Annotated in this window: 15 protein-coding genes; 8 read left to right on the forward strand and 7 right to left on the reverse strand. The window is 65.6% G+C overall.

The annotated features are described in order from the left end of the window. Window positions 1–18 precede the first annotated feature (18 nt). On the reverse strand, window positions 19–660 hold the full coding sequence (locus ON44_RS45185; RefSeq protein ID WP_083898578.1) for a cutinase family protein: 642 nt from the start codon (window positions 658–660) through the stop codon (window positions 19–21). 197 nt (window positions 661–857) lie between these two features. Next, the gene (locus ON44_RS45190; protein ID WP_040701588.1) at window positions 858–6320 is read right to left on the reverse strand and encodes an ATP-binding protein; all 5463 of its coding nucleotides are present in this window, start codon (window positions 6318–6320) and stop codon (window positions 858–860) included. A gap of 339 nt (window positions 6321–6659) precedes the next feature. Here ON44_RS45190 and ON44_RS45195 point away from each other — a divergent pair, with 339 nt between their 5' ends. Further along, window positions 6660–7031 carry a hypothetical protein gene (locus tag ON44_RS45195; RefSeq protein ID WP_157187646.1) on the forward strand — a complete coding sequence of 124 codons (372 nt, stop codon included), beginning with the start codon at window positions 6660–6662 and terminating at the stop codon, window positions 7029–7031. A 5-nt stretch (window positions 7032–7036) separates the two neighbouring features. On the opposite strand, the gene ON44_RS45200 is transcribed toward ON44_RS45195, so the two are convergent. The 4 genes from ON44_RS45200 to ON44_RS45215 form a co-directional block, all read right to left on the reverse strand. After that, window positions 7037–8566 carry a hypothetical protein gene (locus ON44_RS45200; protein ID WP_157187647.1) on the reverse strand — a complete coding sequence of 510 codons (1530 nt, stop codon included), beginning with the start codon at window positions 8564–8566 and terminating at the stop codon, window positions 7037–7039. Then, window positions 8563–9189 carry an AF_1327 family membrane protein gene (locus ON44_RS45205; RefSeq protein WP_040701592.1) on the reverse strand — a complete coding sequence of 209 codons (627 nt, stop codon included), beginning with the start codon at window positions 9187–9189 and terminating at the stop codon, window positions 8563–8565. Before ON44_RS45205 ends, ON44_RS45200 begins: the two co-directional genes overlap by 4 nt. Before the next feature lie 96 nt (window positions 9190–9285). Further along, a complete protein-coding gene (locus tag ON44_RS45210; RefSeq protein ID WP_040701594.1) occupies window positions 9286–10107 on the reverse strand; it encodes an LLM class F420-dependent oxidoreductase in 822 nt (273 codons plus the stop codon). Between the two features lie 134 nt (window positions 10108–10241). Beyond that, window positions 10242–11582: a lipase family protein gene (locus ON44_RS45215; protein WP_083898583.1), complete on the reverse strand. Its 1341-nt coding sequence runs from the start codon at window positions 11580–11582 to the stop codon at window positions 10242–10244. Between the two features lie 379 nt (window positions 11583–11961). Between ON44_RS45215 and ON44_RS45220 the strand changes: the two genes are divergently transcribed. The 7 genes from ON44_RS45220 (at window position 11962) to ON44_RS45250 (ending at window position 18452) form a co-directional block, all read left to right on the forward strand. Beyond that, a complete protein-coding gene (locus tag ON44_RS45220; RefSeq protein ID WP_040701597.1) occupies window positions 11962–12270 on the forward strand; it encodes a DUF1330 domain-containing protein in 309 nt (102 codons plus the stop codon). Continuing rightward, window positions 12263–13228: an LLM class flavin-dependent oxidoreductase gene (locus ON44_RS45225; protein WP_051183408.1), complete on the forward strand. Its 966-nt coding sequence runs from the start codon at window positions 12263–12265 to the stop codon at window positions 13226–13228. The genes ON44_RS45220 and ON44_RS45225 overlap by 8 nt, the downstream gene beginning before the upstream one ends. Before the next feature lie 18 nt (window positions 13229–13246). After that, window positions 13247–13783, forward strand: coding sequence for a VOC family protein (locus ON44_RS45230; protein WP_040701598.1), 537 nt, complete (start codon window positions 13247–13249; stop codon window positions 13781–13783). 24 nt (window positions 13784–13807) lie between these two features. After that, window positions 13808–14623 carry a sugar phosphate isomerase/epimerase family protein gene (locus ON44_RS45235; protein ID WP_040701599.1) on the forward strand — a complete coding sequence of 272 codons (816 nt, stop codon included), beginning with the start codon at window positions 13808–13810 and terminating at the stop codon, window positions 14621–14623. A 224-nt stretch (window positions 14624–14847) separates the two neighbouring features. Further along, on the forward strand, window positions 14848–16419 hold the full coding sequence (locus ON44_RS45240; protein ID WP_040701600.1) for an LVIVD repeat-containing protein: 1572 nt from the start codon (window positions 14848–14850) through the stop codon (window positions 16417–16419). Beyond that, entirely contained in the window at window positions 16416–17063 is a 648-nt protein-coding gene (locus ON44_RS45245) for a DUF305 domain-containing protein (protein WP_040701601.1), read from the forward strand. The genes ON44_RS45240 and ON44_RS45245 overlap by 4 nt, the downstream gene beginning before the upstream one ends. Before the next feature lie 411 nt (window positions 17064–17474). Beyond that, on the forward strand, window positions 17475–18452 hold the full coding sequence (locus tag ON44_RS45250) for a DUF4344 domain-containing metallopeptidase (protein WP_083898579.1): 978 nt from the start codon (window positions 17475–17477) through the stop codon (window positions 18450–18452). Between the two features lie 240 nt (window positions 18453–18692). On the opposite strand, the gene ON44_RS45255 is transcribed toward ON44_RS45250, so the two are convergent. Continuing rightward, a partial coding sequence (locus ON44_RS45255) for a hypothetical protein (RefSeq protein WP_040701602.1) occupies window positions 18693–19262 on the reverse strand: 570 nt, incomplete at its 5' end.

Raw genomic sequence — 19262 nt, forward strand, 5'->3', positions numbered from 1 at the left:
GTCGGGTGCCAACAGGAGCTACAAATGCGCTGCGCTGAATCCCACTGCTGCACCGATGAAATCGCCGTAGCGGGCGTGCGCCCCGGGGTCGGTTCCCGCGCCACAGACCGGGTCGCCGGCCATGCAGAATTCGGCGGTGCGGTCGGAGTACTGGTCGGGAACGCTCCACCCGATCGAGCGCAGCGGGTCGCCGAAGAGCAGGACCACGGCCACGCGGTCGACGAGATAGCCGGGCAGTTGCACCACCCCCGGAAGCCCGGCGACGATACCGGTGCCGAGCGCGGCATGCACCACGCCTGCCCCGAGCGAGTAGCCGGCGAGTATGAACTGTTCGTCCGGGCAGGCCGCAGCTCGATAGGCGACATGTGCGACCAGATCGGCGCTACCCGCGCTCACATCCGTCAGATTCGCCGGGTAGTTCACCGAATACGCACCCACGCTCATCGGCAATGCCTGACGCATCGCGTCGTACAGCGGATCACCGACGAAGGTTCCGAGGTACCCGGGTTCCTGTGCTCCCCTGGCCACCACCAGATCCACCGCAGCACACGATTGTGCCGCGGCATGCGGACCGAGCACGGCACTCGCCGCGATCGCCAAGACCGCGAATGCCGATGCCATCGGCCACTTTTTGAACAGAACCACCTTTCGGTCGCCCATTTTTCCTCACCTCTCACGCCGTTGTGAGAAGTGCTTCCTCAGCCCTCACGTCATTGTGAGGCGTCGAGTGACACTTGTCAGAGACAAGTCTCAATGTACTCCGCTACGCGGCATATGGACGACGACAGTCGGCCGACTCGTAAGCGGTATCGCCCGAGTCGGCCGACTGTTTCAGCAATCAGATGGGTCCGGAATGATCAGCCGGGCAGACCCGCCTCGATGGCTTCGATGATGCGGGGGCGCAGTTCGGCGGCGCGGATGATGGCGTCGACCGAACCGACCTCGACGGCGCGCTGAATATTGTGCACGCGGTCGAATTCCGCCGCGACCTCGCCGAGTTTCTCCGTGCGAACCGACGACCGGACCTCGTCGCGTTCCGCCGTCAGAGCCGCACGGTCGGCGCCGAGCGCGTTCGCGGCACGTGCCTCGAGATCCCGCACTCGCTGATCGGCTGCCGTACGGGCATCGACCTCGCCGGAGAACACCACCGCGGCCGCCGGGGCGCCGCCGAGCACCGAGGCGAACGAGCCTTCCAGCGCGAGCACGGTCATACTCGGGTTGAGCAGCTTCGAGAACACCACGAACGCGCCGCCGTGATAGCGCGAGATCACGCAGAACACGATGGGGCCCTGGAAGTTCACGATCGCCCGGCCGATCTCCGCACCGTACTCGAGCTGCAACTTCCGCATCGATTCCGGTGAGCCGTCGAAGCCCGACAGGTTCGCCAGCACCACGAGCGGCCGATTGCCGCTGGCCCCGTTGATCGCCCGCGCGGCCTTCTTCGACGACTGCGGGAACAACGTGCCCGCCGTGTAGGTGTCCGGGCCGTCGGTGGACGGGTAGCCGCGGCGCGGCACTCCCCTGGACTCGATGCCCAACAGGCACACCGGAATACCGCCGAGCCGCGCGTCCTGCACCACGGCCGTCTCGGCGTCGGCCATCCCCGCCCAGCGTTCCAGCACCGGGTGGTCCTGATCGGCCACCGCCCGCATCACGGTCCGGATGTCGAACGGCTTCTTGCGGTCCGGGTTCGCCGTGGCGGAGAAGATCTCGCCGACCGTGGTGAAGTCGCTGCCCGCCACGACATGCGGGAAATCGGAGACGTCGCGATCGATGGGGTCACTGGTCTGCGACCGCCGCGGCGACTGCTCACCGGGCGCCACGTAGGTGTGGTCGTAGTGCGACATCAGCACGTCCCGCGCGGCATGCAGGTTCGGCGCCCAGTACTGCGCCTGCCCGTTCGGGCCCATCACCCGGTCGTAACCGCCGATACCGAAGTTGTCCTCGGCCGACACACCACCGGAGAAGTCCAGCGCCTGTTTGCCGGTGAGCACCATCGCCGAGTCCGGCGTCATCACCAGGATGCCCTTGGTGTGCATGAGCATCGTCGCCTCGGCGTTCCAGTACGGCTGCGCGCCGACGTTGATGCCCGAGACCACGATGTTGATTTCGCCGCCGTCCTGGGTGAATTCGACGATCCGCTTGAGCGCCGCCGCCACCCAGTCCATGTTCTCGGTGCCGGACTGCATCGAGATCCGGGCGCCGGAGGACAGCGCGTACCACTCCAGCGGCACCTGCAGCTGTTCGGCCAGGTCCATCGCGGCGATCACGCGGCGGCACTCCGGTTCCGAGAGCGCGCCGAGCGATTTCGTCGGATCACCGAGCAGCACCACCCTGGTGATGCCGTCCGGATACTGCTCGGTCGGCGTGGTGACCACGCCCGCGACGATCGCGGCCTTGTTACGGCCCTTGGGCCGGTCGACCGGCACGAGCGTGTGATCGGTGTCGAGGTCGTACTCAGCGAACTCACCGAGCAGACCGGTCAATTCATAGGGGTACACGGTGTTGCGGCTACTGGCCCGCAGCACCTTCTGCCGGTACTCGTCGATCGGCTCGACCACCTCGTCGGACCGCTCACCGATGGTCACCTCGGTGCCGCCGGTGGCGTCGAACGAGATGCGCACGGCGACCTTGATCAACTCACCGGACTTCCGGTCCCGGTGCCGTGCGATGAGCAGGATCTCCTCCAGCCCAGCGCCCGCGGTCGTCGGCCGCACCCGATCGATGATCGTCTCCAGCTCAACGCGGGTCATCTCGACCGGTGGCCAGATGTACATCACGACGCGGTTGGTGTGGAACCGCTTGGCCGACGGCCGCTGCGACTGCGCCCGGCGGATCGAGTCGAGGCAGGAGGCGATGGTGCTCTCGGCCGTCGGCAACGCCAGCAGCCTGCCGTCGTGCTCGCGCAGCGCGGCCAGGTCACGCACCTGCGCGAATGCGACGAGACGCTCGTCGGACGCGTTGTCCTTCGCGATGCACCGGAACAGGTAGATCTCCTCGTCCGAGGACGGGAGCCGGGTGAGGTCGAACTTGCGCAGCCGCTTCATCTGCATCCGCTCCGCGATGTACGGATGCAGGCTGCGGATCAACCGCTCCTCGGCCATGCCGGTGGCGGACGGGCGGAAGGTGAAGTGGTGGTGCATCACCGCACCGCCGCTGCCCGCGACGGTGGCGGTGATCCGGTGGACCTGGTTCGGCAACGGCCGAGCACTGAGCACTTCCTGCAGTGCTGCCGCCATCGCGTCGAAGTCCTCCGGCTGCTTCTCCCAGCTCAGGTAGATGTCGACCTCGATGGACGCGGCCACGCTCGCCAGTTCGGTGAGACCGCGCAGCACGGTGTCGAGCGCGTCGAAACTCACCGCCGCCGATACCAGGCTCAGGCCCCGGCGCTCGGCGATCACGAAGGTGCACCCGCCGACCTCGCGGGTGTGCACACCGGCCAGACCTTTGTTGCCGTAGTACCGACGGGTCAGCACCTCGAGCATGGCGGTGTTGTCGGCACTGCCGCGCACCAACCGCTGACCGAGCAGCCGCACCAGTGGCTCGGTGCTGCGCACCATCTCGGAGATGCGCTCGGCGCGATCGGGCGTTTCCGGGTGCGCGTCGAGGTAGCTCAACTGTTTACGAACATTGGTGTAGACGCGGGCGCGGTTGCGCCGCAACAGCGGCTGGCCGAACCAGGAGTACACCAGACCACGGGTGAGGTCGGAGATCACGGGGAAGCGCACCTGCGTCGCGGTCACCAGTCGCTCCAACGCCAGACCGACCGGCTCGCGCAGCGCCCGGTCCGGCACCGGCTCGCCCAGCCACTCGCGCAGCAAGGTGGTGATGACCGTGACGGTGTCGGACGGCCGCTGCTGGGCGAGGAAGATCCGGAAGACGGCGGCTTCGAGCTCCGGGGAACGATCCAGTTCGGTGACGCCGTAATGCCCGAGCGCCTTGGCAAGCTTGGCCTGGTACGACTCCGGCAGCCCGGCCCGCTCGACATCCAGGCTCTGCAGGTAGGTGTGGAAGTACTCGCGGGCGCTGTGAACGTGGCCCTGGATGCCATCCTCGTCCCACGACCGGTTGTGGCTCAGTTCGGACAGGTCGGAGAACACCTGCACGAGTTCGATCTCGTCTGCGAGGGGCCTGCGGTTGTCCGCGATCGCCGCCCGGCGCACGGCGAGGTAGTGGTCGAGCACGCGGCGCTCGTTATGCGGGTCGACGTCGAAGCCGAGCAGCAAGCTGCGCAGATCCTGCAGACTGCGGGCGGTGCCCTCATACGGTCGGTCCGCTGCGGGCTCGTCGGGCAGGTCCAGTTCGACCGCCGCGACCTCTTCGGCGTCCGCGGCCTCGTCGTCTTCGACGAGCGGCTCCAGCCGCAGCAGCGGCGCACCGGTCTCGACCTGGGTGCCGACGGTAACAGCGCTTTCCTTCAACCGAGCCCGGAACGGCGCGCGCAGCACCGTTTCCATCTTCATGCTCTCGAGTACCAGCACCGGTGCGCCCGCCTCGACCTCGGCCCCGACCTCCAGCGGCGTGGCAACGACCAGCGCGGGTGCGGGCGAGCGGACGACGCCACCCTCGTCACGGCTGATCCGATGGGTCACACCGTCGACATCGACCAGATGGATCGGCCCGTGCGTGCCGGTGATCACCCGGTAGCGGACGCCGTTGACCACGATCTGCCCGGTGTGGCGGTCGAAGCGCTCGAGATCAATATCGGCGGCACGCATCTCGCCGCCCGCTTCGATGCCGACGCGGAACCGGTGCGCACCGATCCGTGCGACTCGCACCCGGTATCCGACGCCGCGCAACTTGAGGTCGTGCGGGCGACCGCTCTCGTGCTGCACCTGGGGACGGCCGCCGGCCGCCGTGGACAGCAGCCGGTGCCGCTCGACCCGCTCGTCCTCTTCATAGGCATCGATGGCGGCGACGGCCACCGCGACCGCGGAGTGTTGATGCGATACGAGGCGTCCCTCGGCGCGAACGCGGTCGATCCAGCCGGTGTCGGCGCTGGCGTCGATCACCTCGGGCTGGTTCAGCAGGTCGAGCACGAAGCTCTTGTTCGTCGCCCCGCCCTCGATGACGACCCTGGTCTGCGCCATTGCCCGGCGCAGCCGGCCCAGCGCTTGCTCGCGGTCTCGTCCGTAGGCGATGATCTTGGCGATCATCGAGTCGAAGTCGGCGGGAATCGTGTCGCCCTCGCTGACACCGGTGTCGACTCGAATGCCTGGCCCGGCGGGCAGATCCAGCCGGGCGATGCGGCCTGGAGCGGGCGCGAAGTCGCGGTCCGGATCCTCCGCGTTGAGCCGGGCCTCGATCGCGTGCCCGCGCTCGGCCGGAGGTTCGCCCTCGAGTTTGCCGCCCGATGCCACCAGCAGCTGCGCCCGAACCAGGTCGAAACCGGTGGTGTACTCGGTGATCGGATGTTCGACCTGCAGTCGGGTATTGACCTCGAGGAATGCGAACAGCTCGTCACCTGGGTGGTACAGGAACTCGACGGTCGCAGCTCCGCGATACTCGACCGCGATCGCCAACCGCTCGGCCGACGCCTTGAGTTCGGCCGCCTGCTCGGGGCGCAGCACCGGAGACGCCGACTCCTCGATGACCTTCTGATTGCGCCGCTGCACCGAGCAGTCGCGGACGCCGAGCGCCCACGCGGTGCCCTGGCCGTCGGCGATCACCTGGACCTCGACATGCCGGGCGCCGGTCACCAACCGTTCCAGGAAGACCACGCCGCTGCCGAACGCGCGCGCGGCTTCCTGACGGGTGCGCTCGTAGGCATCGACGAGCTCGGCCTCGTTCGTGATGACCCGGATACCCCGGCCGCCACCACCGGCGGTCGCCTTCAGCATCAGCGGGTAGCCGATGTCGGCGGCGGCCGCGATGGCGGTGTCCACGGTCTCGACAGCGCCGCGGCTCCACGGCGCGACCGGCACGCCGACTTCCTCCGCGATCAGCTTCGCACCGATCTTGTCGCCGAGCTTGCGCATGGCCTCCGGACTAGGGCCGATGAAGGTGACGCCGATCTGCTCGCAGAGCTCGGCGAACGCCGGATCCTCGGCGACGAAGCCCCAACCGACCCACGCGGCGTCGGCCTTGGTCGTCACCAGAGCGAGCTCGAGCGCCTTCAGATCCAGATACGGGCGCGCGGACGCCGGACCGAGGTCATAGGCGATGTCGGCCTCGCGCACGAATGTCGCGTTCCGGTCGACATCGGTGTGCAAAGCAACGGTTTCGATCGGTCGCCCGGTCTCCGCGGCCAGATCTCGGACGGCATGGATGAGGCGCATAGCGGCCTCTCCCCGGTTCACGATGGCGATGCGGCTGAACACGCGCCAACTCCTTCCACTCCACAGCACTGGCCCGGTCGGGCGACGGTTTGCGACTGCCGGTCCGGCGTAGTTTGCACTCCTACTGCGCCCAAGTACACAGCGTCAGGTGGTTACCCGCGCGTATCGTGGGAAATTCCTCATTTATGTCTATGACACTAGTGGCGGAATTCCTTGGTCGACAGGATTCCAGTACCGTACCCGTGATCGAGTCGTAGCCGAGTCGCGTATCGATCAAAGCAATCAATCGAGAGGCAGCGTCGATTCGCGCCCGACCATCGTCAGATGCGTTGACCTGCAACCTTTCTCTCGGGTTCGAGCGCAGTGTGGGAGGTGATCTGGGTGGCCGACATTCTCGATGTACTGCACGCGCGCTGCGCCGAGGTCGCGGGCGAGGCGATCCTCTCCGGCGAGGAGCACCCGAGCCTCACCCTGACCACACGTGAGGTGGCCGACCTGCTCAACCATATGGCCGACCTGCGCCGCCGCTACCACGACATCGACCTCGCCTACCGCGAACTCGACCACCGACACACCGTGCTCCGCCGAGCGACCGGCGATGCCGCGGCGTCATTGGATCGGATCCGTGCCACGCTGGCGCAGCGGACGGCGCACCCGGAAGCGCTTACGCGCCAAGCCTGCACGATCGCCCGGTTCGCTGCCGAGAACCTCAAAGCCGCGAGCATGGACTCCGAGACGACGTCCGGCCCGTGATGCGGTTATCGGGTGCGTGGTAGCACCGATCCGAGTCCGGCGACAGTGCACGAGTGCGTGGTGACCGTGACGTCGGTGTCGGTGAACCGACGTCCGCCCAACTGCTCGGTGATGAAATTCCGGATCGGTTCGGGTTGGTCCGCAAGGCTGTTCATTATCTTGGCCGGTACCTCCACGGTGCCGTCGAGGTGCCGCGGCTGATCGCTGATCCCCCGCTGCTGTGGCAGCTGGCGTAGTCCGTCGACGGTGTGCAGAATCAGGTCGAGCTGGATGTCGCCGCCGAAATCGAGACGCAGGGGTGTGGGCGTCACCGCGATATCGAAGGAATCGATCGTGATCGTCCAGCCGCGGTCCAATCGGCCCGTGTATGAATAGGGCGATGGTGCCGCCAGGGTGTCGAGAGTCCGGTCGGCGGCGGTGTTCTCCAGCAGCTGCCCGACGAGAGGCTGGCCGGTGGGGACGAAGGACCACTGCTCGGCGGTGAGCTGTTTTGTCCAGTAACCGGTTCGGCCGTTGTCACGGCCTTCGATGCGTAGTTCGCGGGCGTCCGATCCGGGGCCGGTCTTGTGGATGGAGATCCGGTCGGTGATCTCGCCGGGGATCTTCGGCTGACGCACCCAGTCGGGGGCGGGCAGTTGGATGGCGGCGTATCCCGGATTCACCCGTTCCGAGAGCATGTCGGGGGCTTCCGGCTGGGCGCTTTGATCTTCGTAGGAATAGCGGAAGAACACCTTGTCCGCGCCGGAGATATCGAAGTCGTACAGGCGGGTGTACAGGTCGCCGAACCGGTTGACGATCAGCGTCGTCGACGCGCTGGTGGACAGCGCGACCGCCTGGAAGCGCCCACCGTACGGCGTGGCCATCTCGTAGCTGTGATCAACCGGCAGCCACGGGTCGATGTAGCGGATCCGGCGGCCGCCGTCGGTCAGCGCGAATACGTGCGAGACCTTCGCGCCGCCGACCGGATGATTGTTGCCCGCGGTGTCGCGCCAGGTGTGGTCTTCGTTCGGGGAGAGCACCGACCAGGTCCAGGCGAGCGTGTCGGCGGGCAGGTCGTTGCCGGAGCCGGTCCACAGTGGAGTGCCGTAACGGCTGCTCCAGTTCCAGTCTCGCGGCGCACTCAGCGCGTGGTCCATGGTGAAGAATCGGCGGTCGCGGTCGATCGCCAGCACCTCGTCATCGTCTGCCGACACCCCGGCGATACGGCCCTCCATGCAGCCCGGGAGTGCGAGTTTGCGCCAATCACCCTGTGCCGCGGCATCTTTCACGAACAGGCGTCCGTCGCGGACGGCGAAGGACCAGCGGCGGTTGAACGATTCGGCGGTGGTGCGCAGATACACCTGCGCGGGCAGTGCGATGTCGGCGGGCGGTAGCCCTTCCAGTCCCGCGCTGGACTGGTCGCTTCCGATCTCGGGAGTTCCCACCGTGCCGAGCAAGGTACATGGCGTGTATTCGGCCGTTGCGGAATACGTAGTGAGCGCGGTGAATACGAGCGTCAGCGCGGTGGGGAGCGCGAACCGAACGAGAGTTCTCACAACCATCCCAGTGAGCCGAAGACAATGAGAGCCACCGCGTCGACTCCGAGAATCGCACCGACGACAACGGCCTTGGCGCGCACCGTGGGCAGATCGTGCACCCAGAAGCAGGCCGCGAAGAACGGCACATAGCCGATCAGCCAGATCAGTGGCGGGAAGCCCGCCTGCCACCAGGACCAGTCCCAGGTCAGCACGCCGATCCTGTTGAGCACGATCTCGACGCCAACGGCCAGCGCCGCGTTCACCGCCACCAGCACCGGACGGTTGGGGAGCCCGAACACGCGTATCTCGCGCGGCGGCAACAACTTCGCGGCCGCGACCCCCACGATCGCGAACATGAAGCAGATCTCGATATTGAGCCCGATCAGGATCTGATAGGCGGTCGGCCCCGTCGCGCCCCACACCGGAGCGCGATCGGTGACATGGAAGACCACGGCGTTCCAGATCTCGTTGAACCAGTCCATCCCCCACAGCGCCAGCCCACCGAACAGCACATTCCAGTTCCGGCGCTCCACCTCGGTGGCATACACGTAGAGCACGATCAGCAGTAGCGGGATCACATACCACTTGAACTGGCTCGAATCACGAACCAACTCCAGCGCCGCACGGGCGTTATCGGTCACTGGCCAGCCTCTCTTCCGATGACCGCAAACCCCGAAAGTGTGTTACATCGCTACACTCATTGTCAATCTGTCATGGGAGGCACCGGGGTGGCCTCCTCAGATCAGGTACTGGTCGGCCACTTCGGCGATTTCATCGAGGGCGCGCAGTGTTTCGGGTTCCGGGAGGGTCGGCACGCTGAACACCAATCGCTGCACCCCGGCCTTGGCGTAGGCGTCCATCAGGGCGGGATCGACCGGGGCGAACGCGACTGTGACAGGCAGGTCGTTGCCGTCGAGTCGAGCCAGTTGGGCTGGTATTTCGGCGGGGTCGCCCACTGCGGCGGGAAGCCAGCCCAGGCCGTGGCGGATGGCACGTTCGGCGGCCGCTGCCGCGCCACCGATGAAGATCGGTGGGTGCGGGGTTTGTACGGGTTTCGGCCAGGCGTACATCGGGTCGAAATCGATGAAACGGCCGTGGTATTCGGCGAGATCCTCCGTCCAGATCGCCCGGATGGCCTCGAGTTGCTCGTCGAGCAGCGCGCCACGGGTGCGCGGGTCGGTGCCGTGATCGGCCATCTCCTCGCGATTCCAGCCCGCGCCGACACCGAATACGAAGCGCCCGTGCGCGATTCGGTCGAGCGTGGCGACCTGCTTCGCGGCGTGGATGACATCGCGCTGGATCAGCAGGGTAACTCCGGTACCGAGGATCAACCGTTCGGTGACCGCCGCGACGGCACCGAGGGTGACGAACGGATCCAGCGCGCGGTAATACTCCCGAGCCAACTCACCTCCACCCGGAGCCGGGGACTTCCGGCTCGCGGGGATATGCGAGTGCTCGGGGAGGAACAGCGATTCGAACCCCCGCTCCTCCAGCGCCACACCGAGTTTCGGACCGCTGATTCCCTCGTCGGTAACGAAGGTGGTGATGCCAATCTTCATGACCCGAATACTCGAACCTTCACATAGGTGTGAAGGTCAAGCCGAGGACATTGGGAGGTGGAGTACCTCTGCGTGCGGGACCGGCCGCTCAGACTTTCGATCGCCGAACCCTGGGGCGGGCACCTCCGATACCTTCAGTCGATAGTGCATCCCGTCACGGGTATTCCGTTCAACCGGTCGACAAGGTAGCCGATCGCATTATTGGTTCCATAGCCGTCGATCAGCTCCGGACCGAAGTGGTTCGGGATGGTGGTTCCGGAGAGGATGGGCGGCAGCTCGTCGGTGCGGAAAGTGACGGTAGCGCCGTGGCCGCACCAGTCGGTCGCCAGTTGCCTGGCCTGGCCGTAGGGGACGGTGTCGTCATTGCGGCCGCTGGTGATGAACACCGGACTGGTCGGCTTCAGTGAACCGATGCGCAGTCGGTCCAGAATGCCGACGAGTTCCGGGATCTCGCGCAGATGATCCGACATTGTGCGGTGGTCGACAGTGAAATCGGCGGATCGCATGAACGGGTGCAGGAAGATGACATCGGCGATGCACTCGTCGGCCAGCCCGCGCAGCAACGCCTTACCCTCGGGCGTGGTGCGCGCGTCGAGTTGCGGCTGCAGGTCCGGATGGCGGGCGAGGATGCCGTTGATGGCGAATCCGGTCACGCCGCTGATGAGCACGCCGTCGACCTGCCGCAATATCTCGGACAGGTCCGCTGTCGGCGCACCGGCCCAGGTGCCCTTCAGATTCAATTCGGGGGCGTAGCCGGACTGCATCTCGGTGGCAGCGGCAGTCGCCCCGCCGCCCTGCGAATAACCCCAGAACGCGAGCGGGGTGTCAGTTCCGCTGCCGGACAGCGCATTCGCCGCGCGGGCCCCGTCGAGGACGGCATGCGCCTCCTCGATGCGGTTGACGTAGGTATGGATGCCAGGTGTGCCCATGCCGATGTAGTCGGTGACGAAAACGCGCGCGCCCAAGGAATTCCACGCCAGCGCCGCGAGCGCCTCCTGATTGACCGACAGCGTCGGCGGCGTGACTCGGGCGTAGACCCCCGTGGAGAAGGCCAGCGACATCGCGCACTGATCGCCTTGCCCCGTGGTGCCGGGGGCAATTATGACGGTCGGCCGCGGACCGGATCCGCGCCAGGGCTGGTCGGAGTCGATGAAGATGCCGGTGGCCGCGACCGGGGCCTCGTCCTCGGTCCGCGTTGTGTACATGACCTGTTTCGCCGGTATCGGCCACTTGCCGTTGTCCGCCGGCTGCGCCAGGTACACCGAGGTATCGACCGTCTTGATAACAGCTCCGCGCGTAGCGTCGAATTGTGCAGGGGGAACGTAGAAATCATTCACCGGGTCGGCCGAGGCTTGCCCCGGCCCGACGCAGGCGACCACAGCGGCCAGGCTCAGCGTGCTCACGGCGGCTATCACATGCCGAAACCTGTTCGGCCGCCGACGATTCGACGCGGACCAGTGCTGTTGTCCTGACATCATTCTTCTTTCCTCTACGAAGCTCCCACGCGCACCGACAGCACGTGTATATGCGGCGAAAGGAGTTGTGCCCCAAGCGAATCGGACGCGGCAAGTCGCGTCGATGATGTCGACGCCTCGACCTGAATCGCAGTCCGGGCCAGCGCCGCACGAGTTGCGTGCAACGAAGCTTTCGAGTAACCCGGTTATCGGCGGTAACCAAGTTACCACAGCATCGTCATCGACTCCGATCGCCGGGCCCGAACCTTTCCACTGAGCGGAAGTTATCCAGGGATAGGCCATCAATCCGTTGGTATGAAGGTTTGCGGGCCAGCCGGTCTGTGCACCGTTCGCCCGGAGGGGCGCAGCGCCGCCTACTGATGATCGAAGGGATGAACAGATGCCGAAGGGATACGTGATCCTGACCGAAGCAATTCGGGATCCGTCGGGTTTGGCCGCATACGAGCGGGCCGCGGCGCCGTCGATGATCGAGAGCGGTGCGGTGCCGCTGGTCGTCGATGGCAATCCGCAAGTCCTCGAAGGTTCCTGGCATGGTGATCGAACCATCGTGATGGAGTTTGCATCGGTGGAGGCAGCCCGCGCCTGGTATGAGTCGGAAGGCTACGGGCGGGCCAAGCCGCTGCGCCAGGCCGCCGCCGACACCAACGCGGTCATAGTCGCAGGTTTCGAAATGCCGCCGCATGACTGAGATCGAACTGTCCTGCGCGTTGCCGCCGGGTCCGGAGTTCGCGGAACTGGCGGCACTGGCGGAATCTCTCGGCTATGCCCGGGTATGGATCTACGGTTCCGCGCCGCTATGGGAGGACCCGTTCGTTCATCTCGCGCTGGCGGCGCAGCGGACCAGCCGGATCGGCCTCGGCACCGCGGTGCTGATTCCGACCGAACGTTCGGAAATGGCGATGGCGAGTGCGATCGCGACAATCACACGCCTGTCCAGTGGCCGATTCCGCGCGTGTTTCGGTACCGGATTCACCGCCAGATCGGCAATGGGCCAGCGCCCGATGACCTTGCGCGCCTTGGCGGAATACGTCACGGCCGTACGCACCCTGCTCGCGGGCGAGACCGCTGTCATCGACGGTCAACCGGCCCGGATGCTGCATACCACCGGACTGGCCGCGCCGCGTCCGATCGATACGCCGTTGTGGCTGAGCGCTTTCGGCCCGCGCGGCGCCGAGCTGGCAACCTCGGTAGCCGACGGTGTTATCGGACCGGTCCATCCCACCTTGCCCACCGCCATCACTGTCTCCGGCACCGTGCTCGAGACCGGCGAAGACCGCGGATCGAGTCGCGTACGCGAGGCGATCGGGCCGTGCCGGGTCGTCGACTGGCATGTCGCCTATGCCGCCGGTGGTGCGGCGGCTGTGGACGCGATGCCCGGTGGTAGTGCGTGGCGCGAGGCGCTGGAATCCGAGACACCGGAAGACGAGCGGCGTGCGCGGGCATTCGAGGGTCACTTCACCCACCTTTCCGACCGCGATCGCTTGTTGCTCGAGCACATCGATGTCGCCACGATGGTCGGCGAGCGCCCGGAAATCGCTGCGGCAGTAGCGAACCTGGCCGCGGCGGGGTACCGCGAGGTCGTGTACATGCCGACCGGTCCCGATGTAGTCCGTGAACTGCGGGCCTTCGTATCGGTCGAGCACTGAGGAAACGGAGCAACTTTCGTGCCAGTCCAGCGCCTGAACCATGCCGTCCTGTTCGTCTCCGATGTGGAGCGCTCGGCCACGTTCTACCGCGAGGTCCTCGGCTTCCGACAGATCGGCGCTATTCCGGGTGGGGTCTTCCTGCAGGCGGCCGGTTCGGCCAACGACCATGACCTGGGTTTGTTCCGATCCACCGAACCGGCCGCTACGCATCGCACCGGACGAGTCGGGCTGTACCACCTGGCCTGGGAGGTGGACACGCTGCGCGAGTTGGGGCGGGTCGAGGATGCACTGCGAGCGGCGGACGCCCTGACCGGAGCATCGAATCACGCGGTCACCAAATCGCTGTACGGAGCCGACCCCGACGGCATCGAATTCGAAGTGTGCTGGCTGGTGCCGGATGCCGCGATCGAACAGGAGTTGCGAGGTATGACCGCGCCGACCATGCCGCTCGATCTCGCGGCGGAGATCACCCGATATGGTGCGGATACACCCGGCGGCCAGCGTACGGATCATGCGGTCTGGCAGCGCTTCCTCGCGGGTGAGAATGCCGACTAGCCAGCACTTCGAACGGGGAAGCGCATGGAGCGCATCGGCATAGAACATCTCAGCGTCTTCGGCCTGCCACGGATCGAATTCGTCGACCTGGCAGCGGATCTGGGCGTCCACAACATATCGACGTCACTGCAGAGCACCGGGACCAGCCCGCTGGGCTATCCGCACTTTTCGCTTTCGACCGATCCGAAGCTGCGCCGCGAAATGGGCGCTGCCCTGCGGAATCGCGGCGTCACGATCTCACTGGGCGAGGGTTTCATAGTCCGGCCGGGAGTCGAGGCACGCGATCGCGCACCGGAGATCGAGGCGCTGCACGAACTGGGCGGGCGGCGGATAAATGTGGTCAGCCTGGATCCGGACCTCGGGCGGACATTCGATCAATTCGCGATCATGGCGGAAATGGCGGCGCAGGCAGGCATCGAGACCACCACGGAATTCGCGCCTGCACTGACGGTCGCCGATCTCCCGACGGCGCTGGCGGCCGTGCGCCACGTCGGACGTCCCGACTTCCGGCTGCTGATCGATACGATGCATCTGATCCGATCCGGTGCCATCCCGAGTGACCTGGCCGCACTGGATCCGAATCTCATTGGCTACGTTCAGATCTGCGACGTTCCTCGCTATCCGGCCATCCCGGACTACATGGAGGAATCAATGACGGAGCGGCTGGCACCGGGCGCCGGCGAGCTACCGCTGTCGGAGATCCTCTCCGCGATTCCGCCCAGCACCGTGGTCGGTCTCGAGATTCCGCAACTGACCGAGGCGCGCAGCGGCATCGGTCATGCCGACCGGATCCGGCCGGCCATCGACGCAACTCGTGCGCTGTTGGATCAGCTGGGGTAGGGACCCCCGCTGGTATGAGCAGCACAGGTCTTGACTCCGGATGGCGCCTCGCGCACACTACCGAGTAGTAACCGGACAGCACAGTCCGGATTGTGAGATCGCACAGCCGCCACCGCGGCAGTCGCATCTCAATGGATTTCCGTAGCCGCCGATCGACGGACCACCAGCCCCGCGGCCGACCGGAACGACCGACACGAAAGGCACCCTCTTCCCCGAGGGCCACCATGACATCATCGTTGCTCCCCCTGGCTCGGCGTTCCCTGGTGACGGTCGCGGCCACGGCACTACTGCTGCCGACCGGAACCCTTGCCGCCCAACCGCAGTCGGATATGACCGGAAGTGTTCGAGAAATCTCCGGGCTCACCGATATCGCCGTTGCCCGCGCCGAGTGCGGCCCCGGCTCCGACCCGGAATCCGGACACCAGGGCGATGTACCCGCCGCCGACCGGAACAACGGCCGCAGCACCCTCGGCTACCGCTGCAATATGTCGCAGGTCGGCAATTACGCAGGGCGCGGCGGGGGTATCTCCTCGGTCAGCTTCGACCACTGCGTCTACATCGGTACCTTCTTCCCGGGCAACCTGCTGGGGCCCGAACAAGGTGTGCAGGTGCTCGACGTCTCCGATCCCACCGCGCCGGTGCTGACCGAAACGTTGGACGAACCGGCGATGCTGGCCGGCACATGGGAAAGCTTGAAGGTCAACGAAACTCGCAAGCTGCTCGTCGGCACGGGCGCGCCGTTCCTGACCGGCGCCGGTCTGCTTTCGGTCTACGACATCTCCGATTGCGCGCACCCTCGGCTGCTCAACCCGGGCACCGGGACCAGTTTGAACATGCCACTGCCGATCACCGCACACGAGGGCGGCTTCTCCCCCGACGGCAACACCTACTGGAGCTCGGGCGTCGCCCCGGGCCTGGTCAGTGCGGTCGATCTCACCGATCCGGCCGATCCGCGCGTCATCTGGCAGAACCTGCCCGGATTATCCATGCACGGCTTCGGATTCAGCCCCGACGGCAGCACCATGTATCTCGCCAATAACTTCGGCGGACTCATGGTCCTCGACATCAGCGCTGTCCAGCGCCGCGATACCAATCCGCAAGTGCGCCAGTTGGCCAACATCGCCTGGACCGACGGCTGGGCCACCCAGCACAATATCCCGGTCACATATCGAGGCACGCCGTATGTCTTCACCACCAATGAGGCCGGATCCGGCGGCGTGAAGCTGTTCGACGTCTCCGACGCAACGAATCCACGCCTGCGCAACACCATCAAACTCGAGATCGATCTGCCTCAGAACCAGGACATCGCAATGGCTTCCGCTGCGGGCGGCTCGCTGTTCGCCTACGACGCGCACTACTGCGCCGCGGATCGGCCTGCCGATCCCACCGCACTGGCCTGCAGTTGGACCTCTTCCGGCATCCGCGTATTCGACGTCCACGACCCGCTCGACATCCGCGAGATCGCCTACTACAACCCGCCCGCGCACACTGGGCACAACACCGAGCTGACGAACTCGCCGCACGCACTCGCCTCGATCATCGGCCCACCGCTGCTCGCTTCCCCGACGGTGGTCCAGACCATATTGCAGGGCCAGTTCGATATGTCCGAGGCCGCCGGTCCGCGCACCGGCATGCTCACCTTCGGCGATCTCTCCTCGGACTGGTGCTTCTCCGCGCCCGAATGGCGTGGCAACCAATTGTGGACGACCTGTGCCGATAATGGATTCCTTGCGCTGCAACTGGATTCGAGCGTCTACACCCCGCCTGCCGACCAGCAGTCGACCATGGGCTCATGACCCGGCGGACCTGGATCAGCAGTGCCGCACTCGTCAGCCTGGCCGTGCTGCTGCTGGCGGTCGGCGCGGCCATCCGTCCGCTGCTGATAACCGACGACAAGCCCGCACCGCCCGTCCTCAGCAGTACCGAGATCGGCTTCGCGCAGGATATGGTCGCGCACCACAGCCAGGCACTGGTCATGACGCAGCGACTCGACACCGGCGTCGATCCGACGATACGGACACTGGCACAACAGATTTCGGACACCCAGCGCACCGAGATCGGCATGTTGCTCGGCTGGCTGCGCATGGCCCGCGTGGTCACGATCAATCCGCACCCGATGGCGTGGATGCACGCCGACCAAACGAACCTCACCCAGCACCAGCACGCGACCAGCACCGCCGCCGCGTCCGGCGACCTCATGCCCGGTATGGCGACCCAGGCCGAACTCGACGCACTGGCGGCGGCGCGCGGTACCGACGCGGGAGCGCTGTTCCTGCAACTCATGCAGCGCCACCATGCCGGTGGCATCCAAATGGCCCAGGCGGCCGAGCGTCAATTGTCCAGCGGCATCGTCAAACAGGCGGCACGCGACATGATCGACACCCAGAGCCGTGAAGTCGGCCTGATGATGCTGTTGACCCAGCGCAGCACCCCGAGCTGACGCCGTGTCGACCATGGCAGTCGTCAAGGGGCGACTCGTCATCCAGTACTTCATGGAAGTACGCACCAGCCCACGGTGGCCGCGCCTTTCACCGACATCTGGCTGCTCGCCTGCTGGGCTGCGGCGCTGACCATATACCTGCACTGACCCGGACGTCGGCGTGGCGAGCACGCCACAGCCGGTCATCCGGTTACGCGGCAGCAATGCCGCTGTCCGCCTGTCGGTGCGACCGAAAAATCGAGTAGTCGAGAGTGAGCGACCACATAGGTTACCGATGACCTCGGCAAACGCTCGAGCCCGAGGCGACGCTTCAACGATGCGAGGAAAACCCAGCATGCCGAGCACACGACCTTGCTACCATTTAGCAATCATCGCGTAGCGGGCGCCCTGCGACTTGGAGAGGCGTATTGCATGATTCCCAAATGGTGTCGATGGGCCGGGGCGGTGGCCATATTGGCCGCGACGACCACGGCATGTTCCTCGGATAACGACGGAAAGCCGGCGTCGCAGGGGACGACAAGCGCCGCGACTACGAGCAAGGTGGCGGACACCGGAAAGTTCGTGCCCAAGTACGAGCGTGCGATGGCTTCGGACCTTGCCAAAGAAGGCAAGACGGCCATTCAAGACAACAAGGTCCTCGAAGAGCTTACCGATGCCCTCGGGACGATGTACAAGCTCCCCAAGGACATTCCCGTCATCGCCAAGGAATGTGGCGAGTTCAACGCGTACTGGGACCCGAAGAACCAGTCGCTCATCCTCTGTTACGAGATGTTCGCGGTCGCCGAGAGATACGCGAAGCTGCAAGCCGCGAATCCTGCGAATGCGAATTACATGGGAACTACTGATATTTTCAACCTTTACTTCGACGGCGTAACTCGCATGATCACCTTCCACGAGTCCGCACACATGGCGATCAACCTGTATTCGCTCCCCGCGACAGGCCGTGAAGAGGACTCCGCGGACCAGCTCGGCGCCTTGGTCCTATTGACCATCCCCGGTCCCCTCGGTGCCGGTAGCGTAGCCGCGGCAGCCGACTTCTGGTTCGACATCTCCGATGATCCGGCAAGTCTCGATGCGCGCAGCTTCGCCGACGAACACTCGCTCGACCAGGTACGCGCCTACAACCTGGAGTGCTGGGCCTACGGCTCCAACCCCAACGTGCTGGACGCGCTCGTGAACAAACCGGGTGAGCCAGAGAAAAAGGGGTACCTGCCATATCAGCGTGCTGCCGGGTGTCCCGATGAGTACACCCGAATGAAGGCCGCGTGGGAGACCCTTTTGAAGCCCTATATCGAGACCAGCCTCGGCGCCCCCACCACCGCAGGCAATACCCCGGGTGCGACACCTTCTTCGACTACCCAAACGCATTCCACCACCCCTACGCGCTAGGCGAGTCGTCTTCCCGCCGTCTCTACGACAATGGACGCGGTTGACGTCGCAGGCGGCCACAGCGTTCACCTTCGGGGCGAATGCCCGCCTCCAAGGGTGTGGGTTTGCTCCACCTCAGGTGTCTATTTCCTGCCGTCGTATGCCCGGACCATAGATCACGAGCCATTGGTACCGGGAAGTCCAGACGTGGATTGGCCCATCCACAATTCGACGACAGAGACCCATGGAGGGCGAAAATTGTCACAGGAAAACCCATTCGAAGACATCATGAACCAGCTTGGCGGAGCCGCGGGTTGCGGTGGCACCACGACGGATCCGCAGGATACGTCGGCACAGCTGAGTCAGGGATTCGACGACATCATGAATCAGCTGGGCGGGATTCCCGGTCTCGAACAGCCGCAGGGGCCGATCGAAATTCCCGGCTTCGAGCTGCCGGTTGACCAGCAACCGGTGGATCAGCAGCAACCACCTGTGGATCAGCAACAGCCTGTCGATCAGCAGGCACCCGTCGACCAGCAGGCACCCGTCGACCAGCAGGCACCCGTCGACCAGCAGGCACCCGTCGACCAGCAGGCACCCGTCGACCAGCAGGCACCCGTCGACCAGCAGGCACCCGTCGACCAGCAACCGATCGACCTGCAGTTCCCCATGGACCAACAGACGCCCATCGATCAGCAGGCACCTGCCGATCAGCAACAGCCCATCGACCAGCAACCGATCGACCTGCAGTTCCCCGTAGACCAACAGGCGCCCATCGATCAGCAGGCACCCGCCGATCAGCAACAGCCCATCGACCAGCAACCGATCGAC

The organism is Nocardia vinacea NBRC 16497 (assembly GCF_000308835.1).
In the GTDB taxonomy this organism is placed as follows: domain Bacteria; phylum Actinomycetota; class Actinomycetes; order Mycobacteriales; family Mycobacteriaceae; genus Nocardia; species Nocardia vinacea.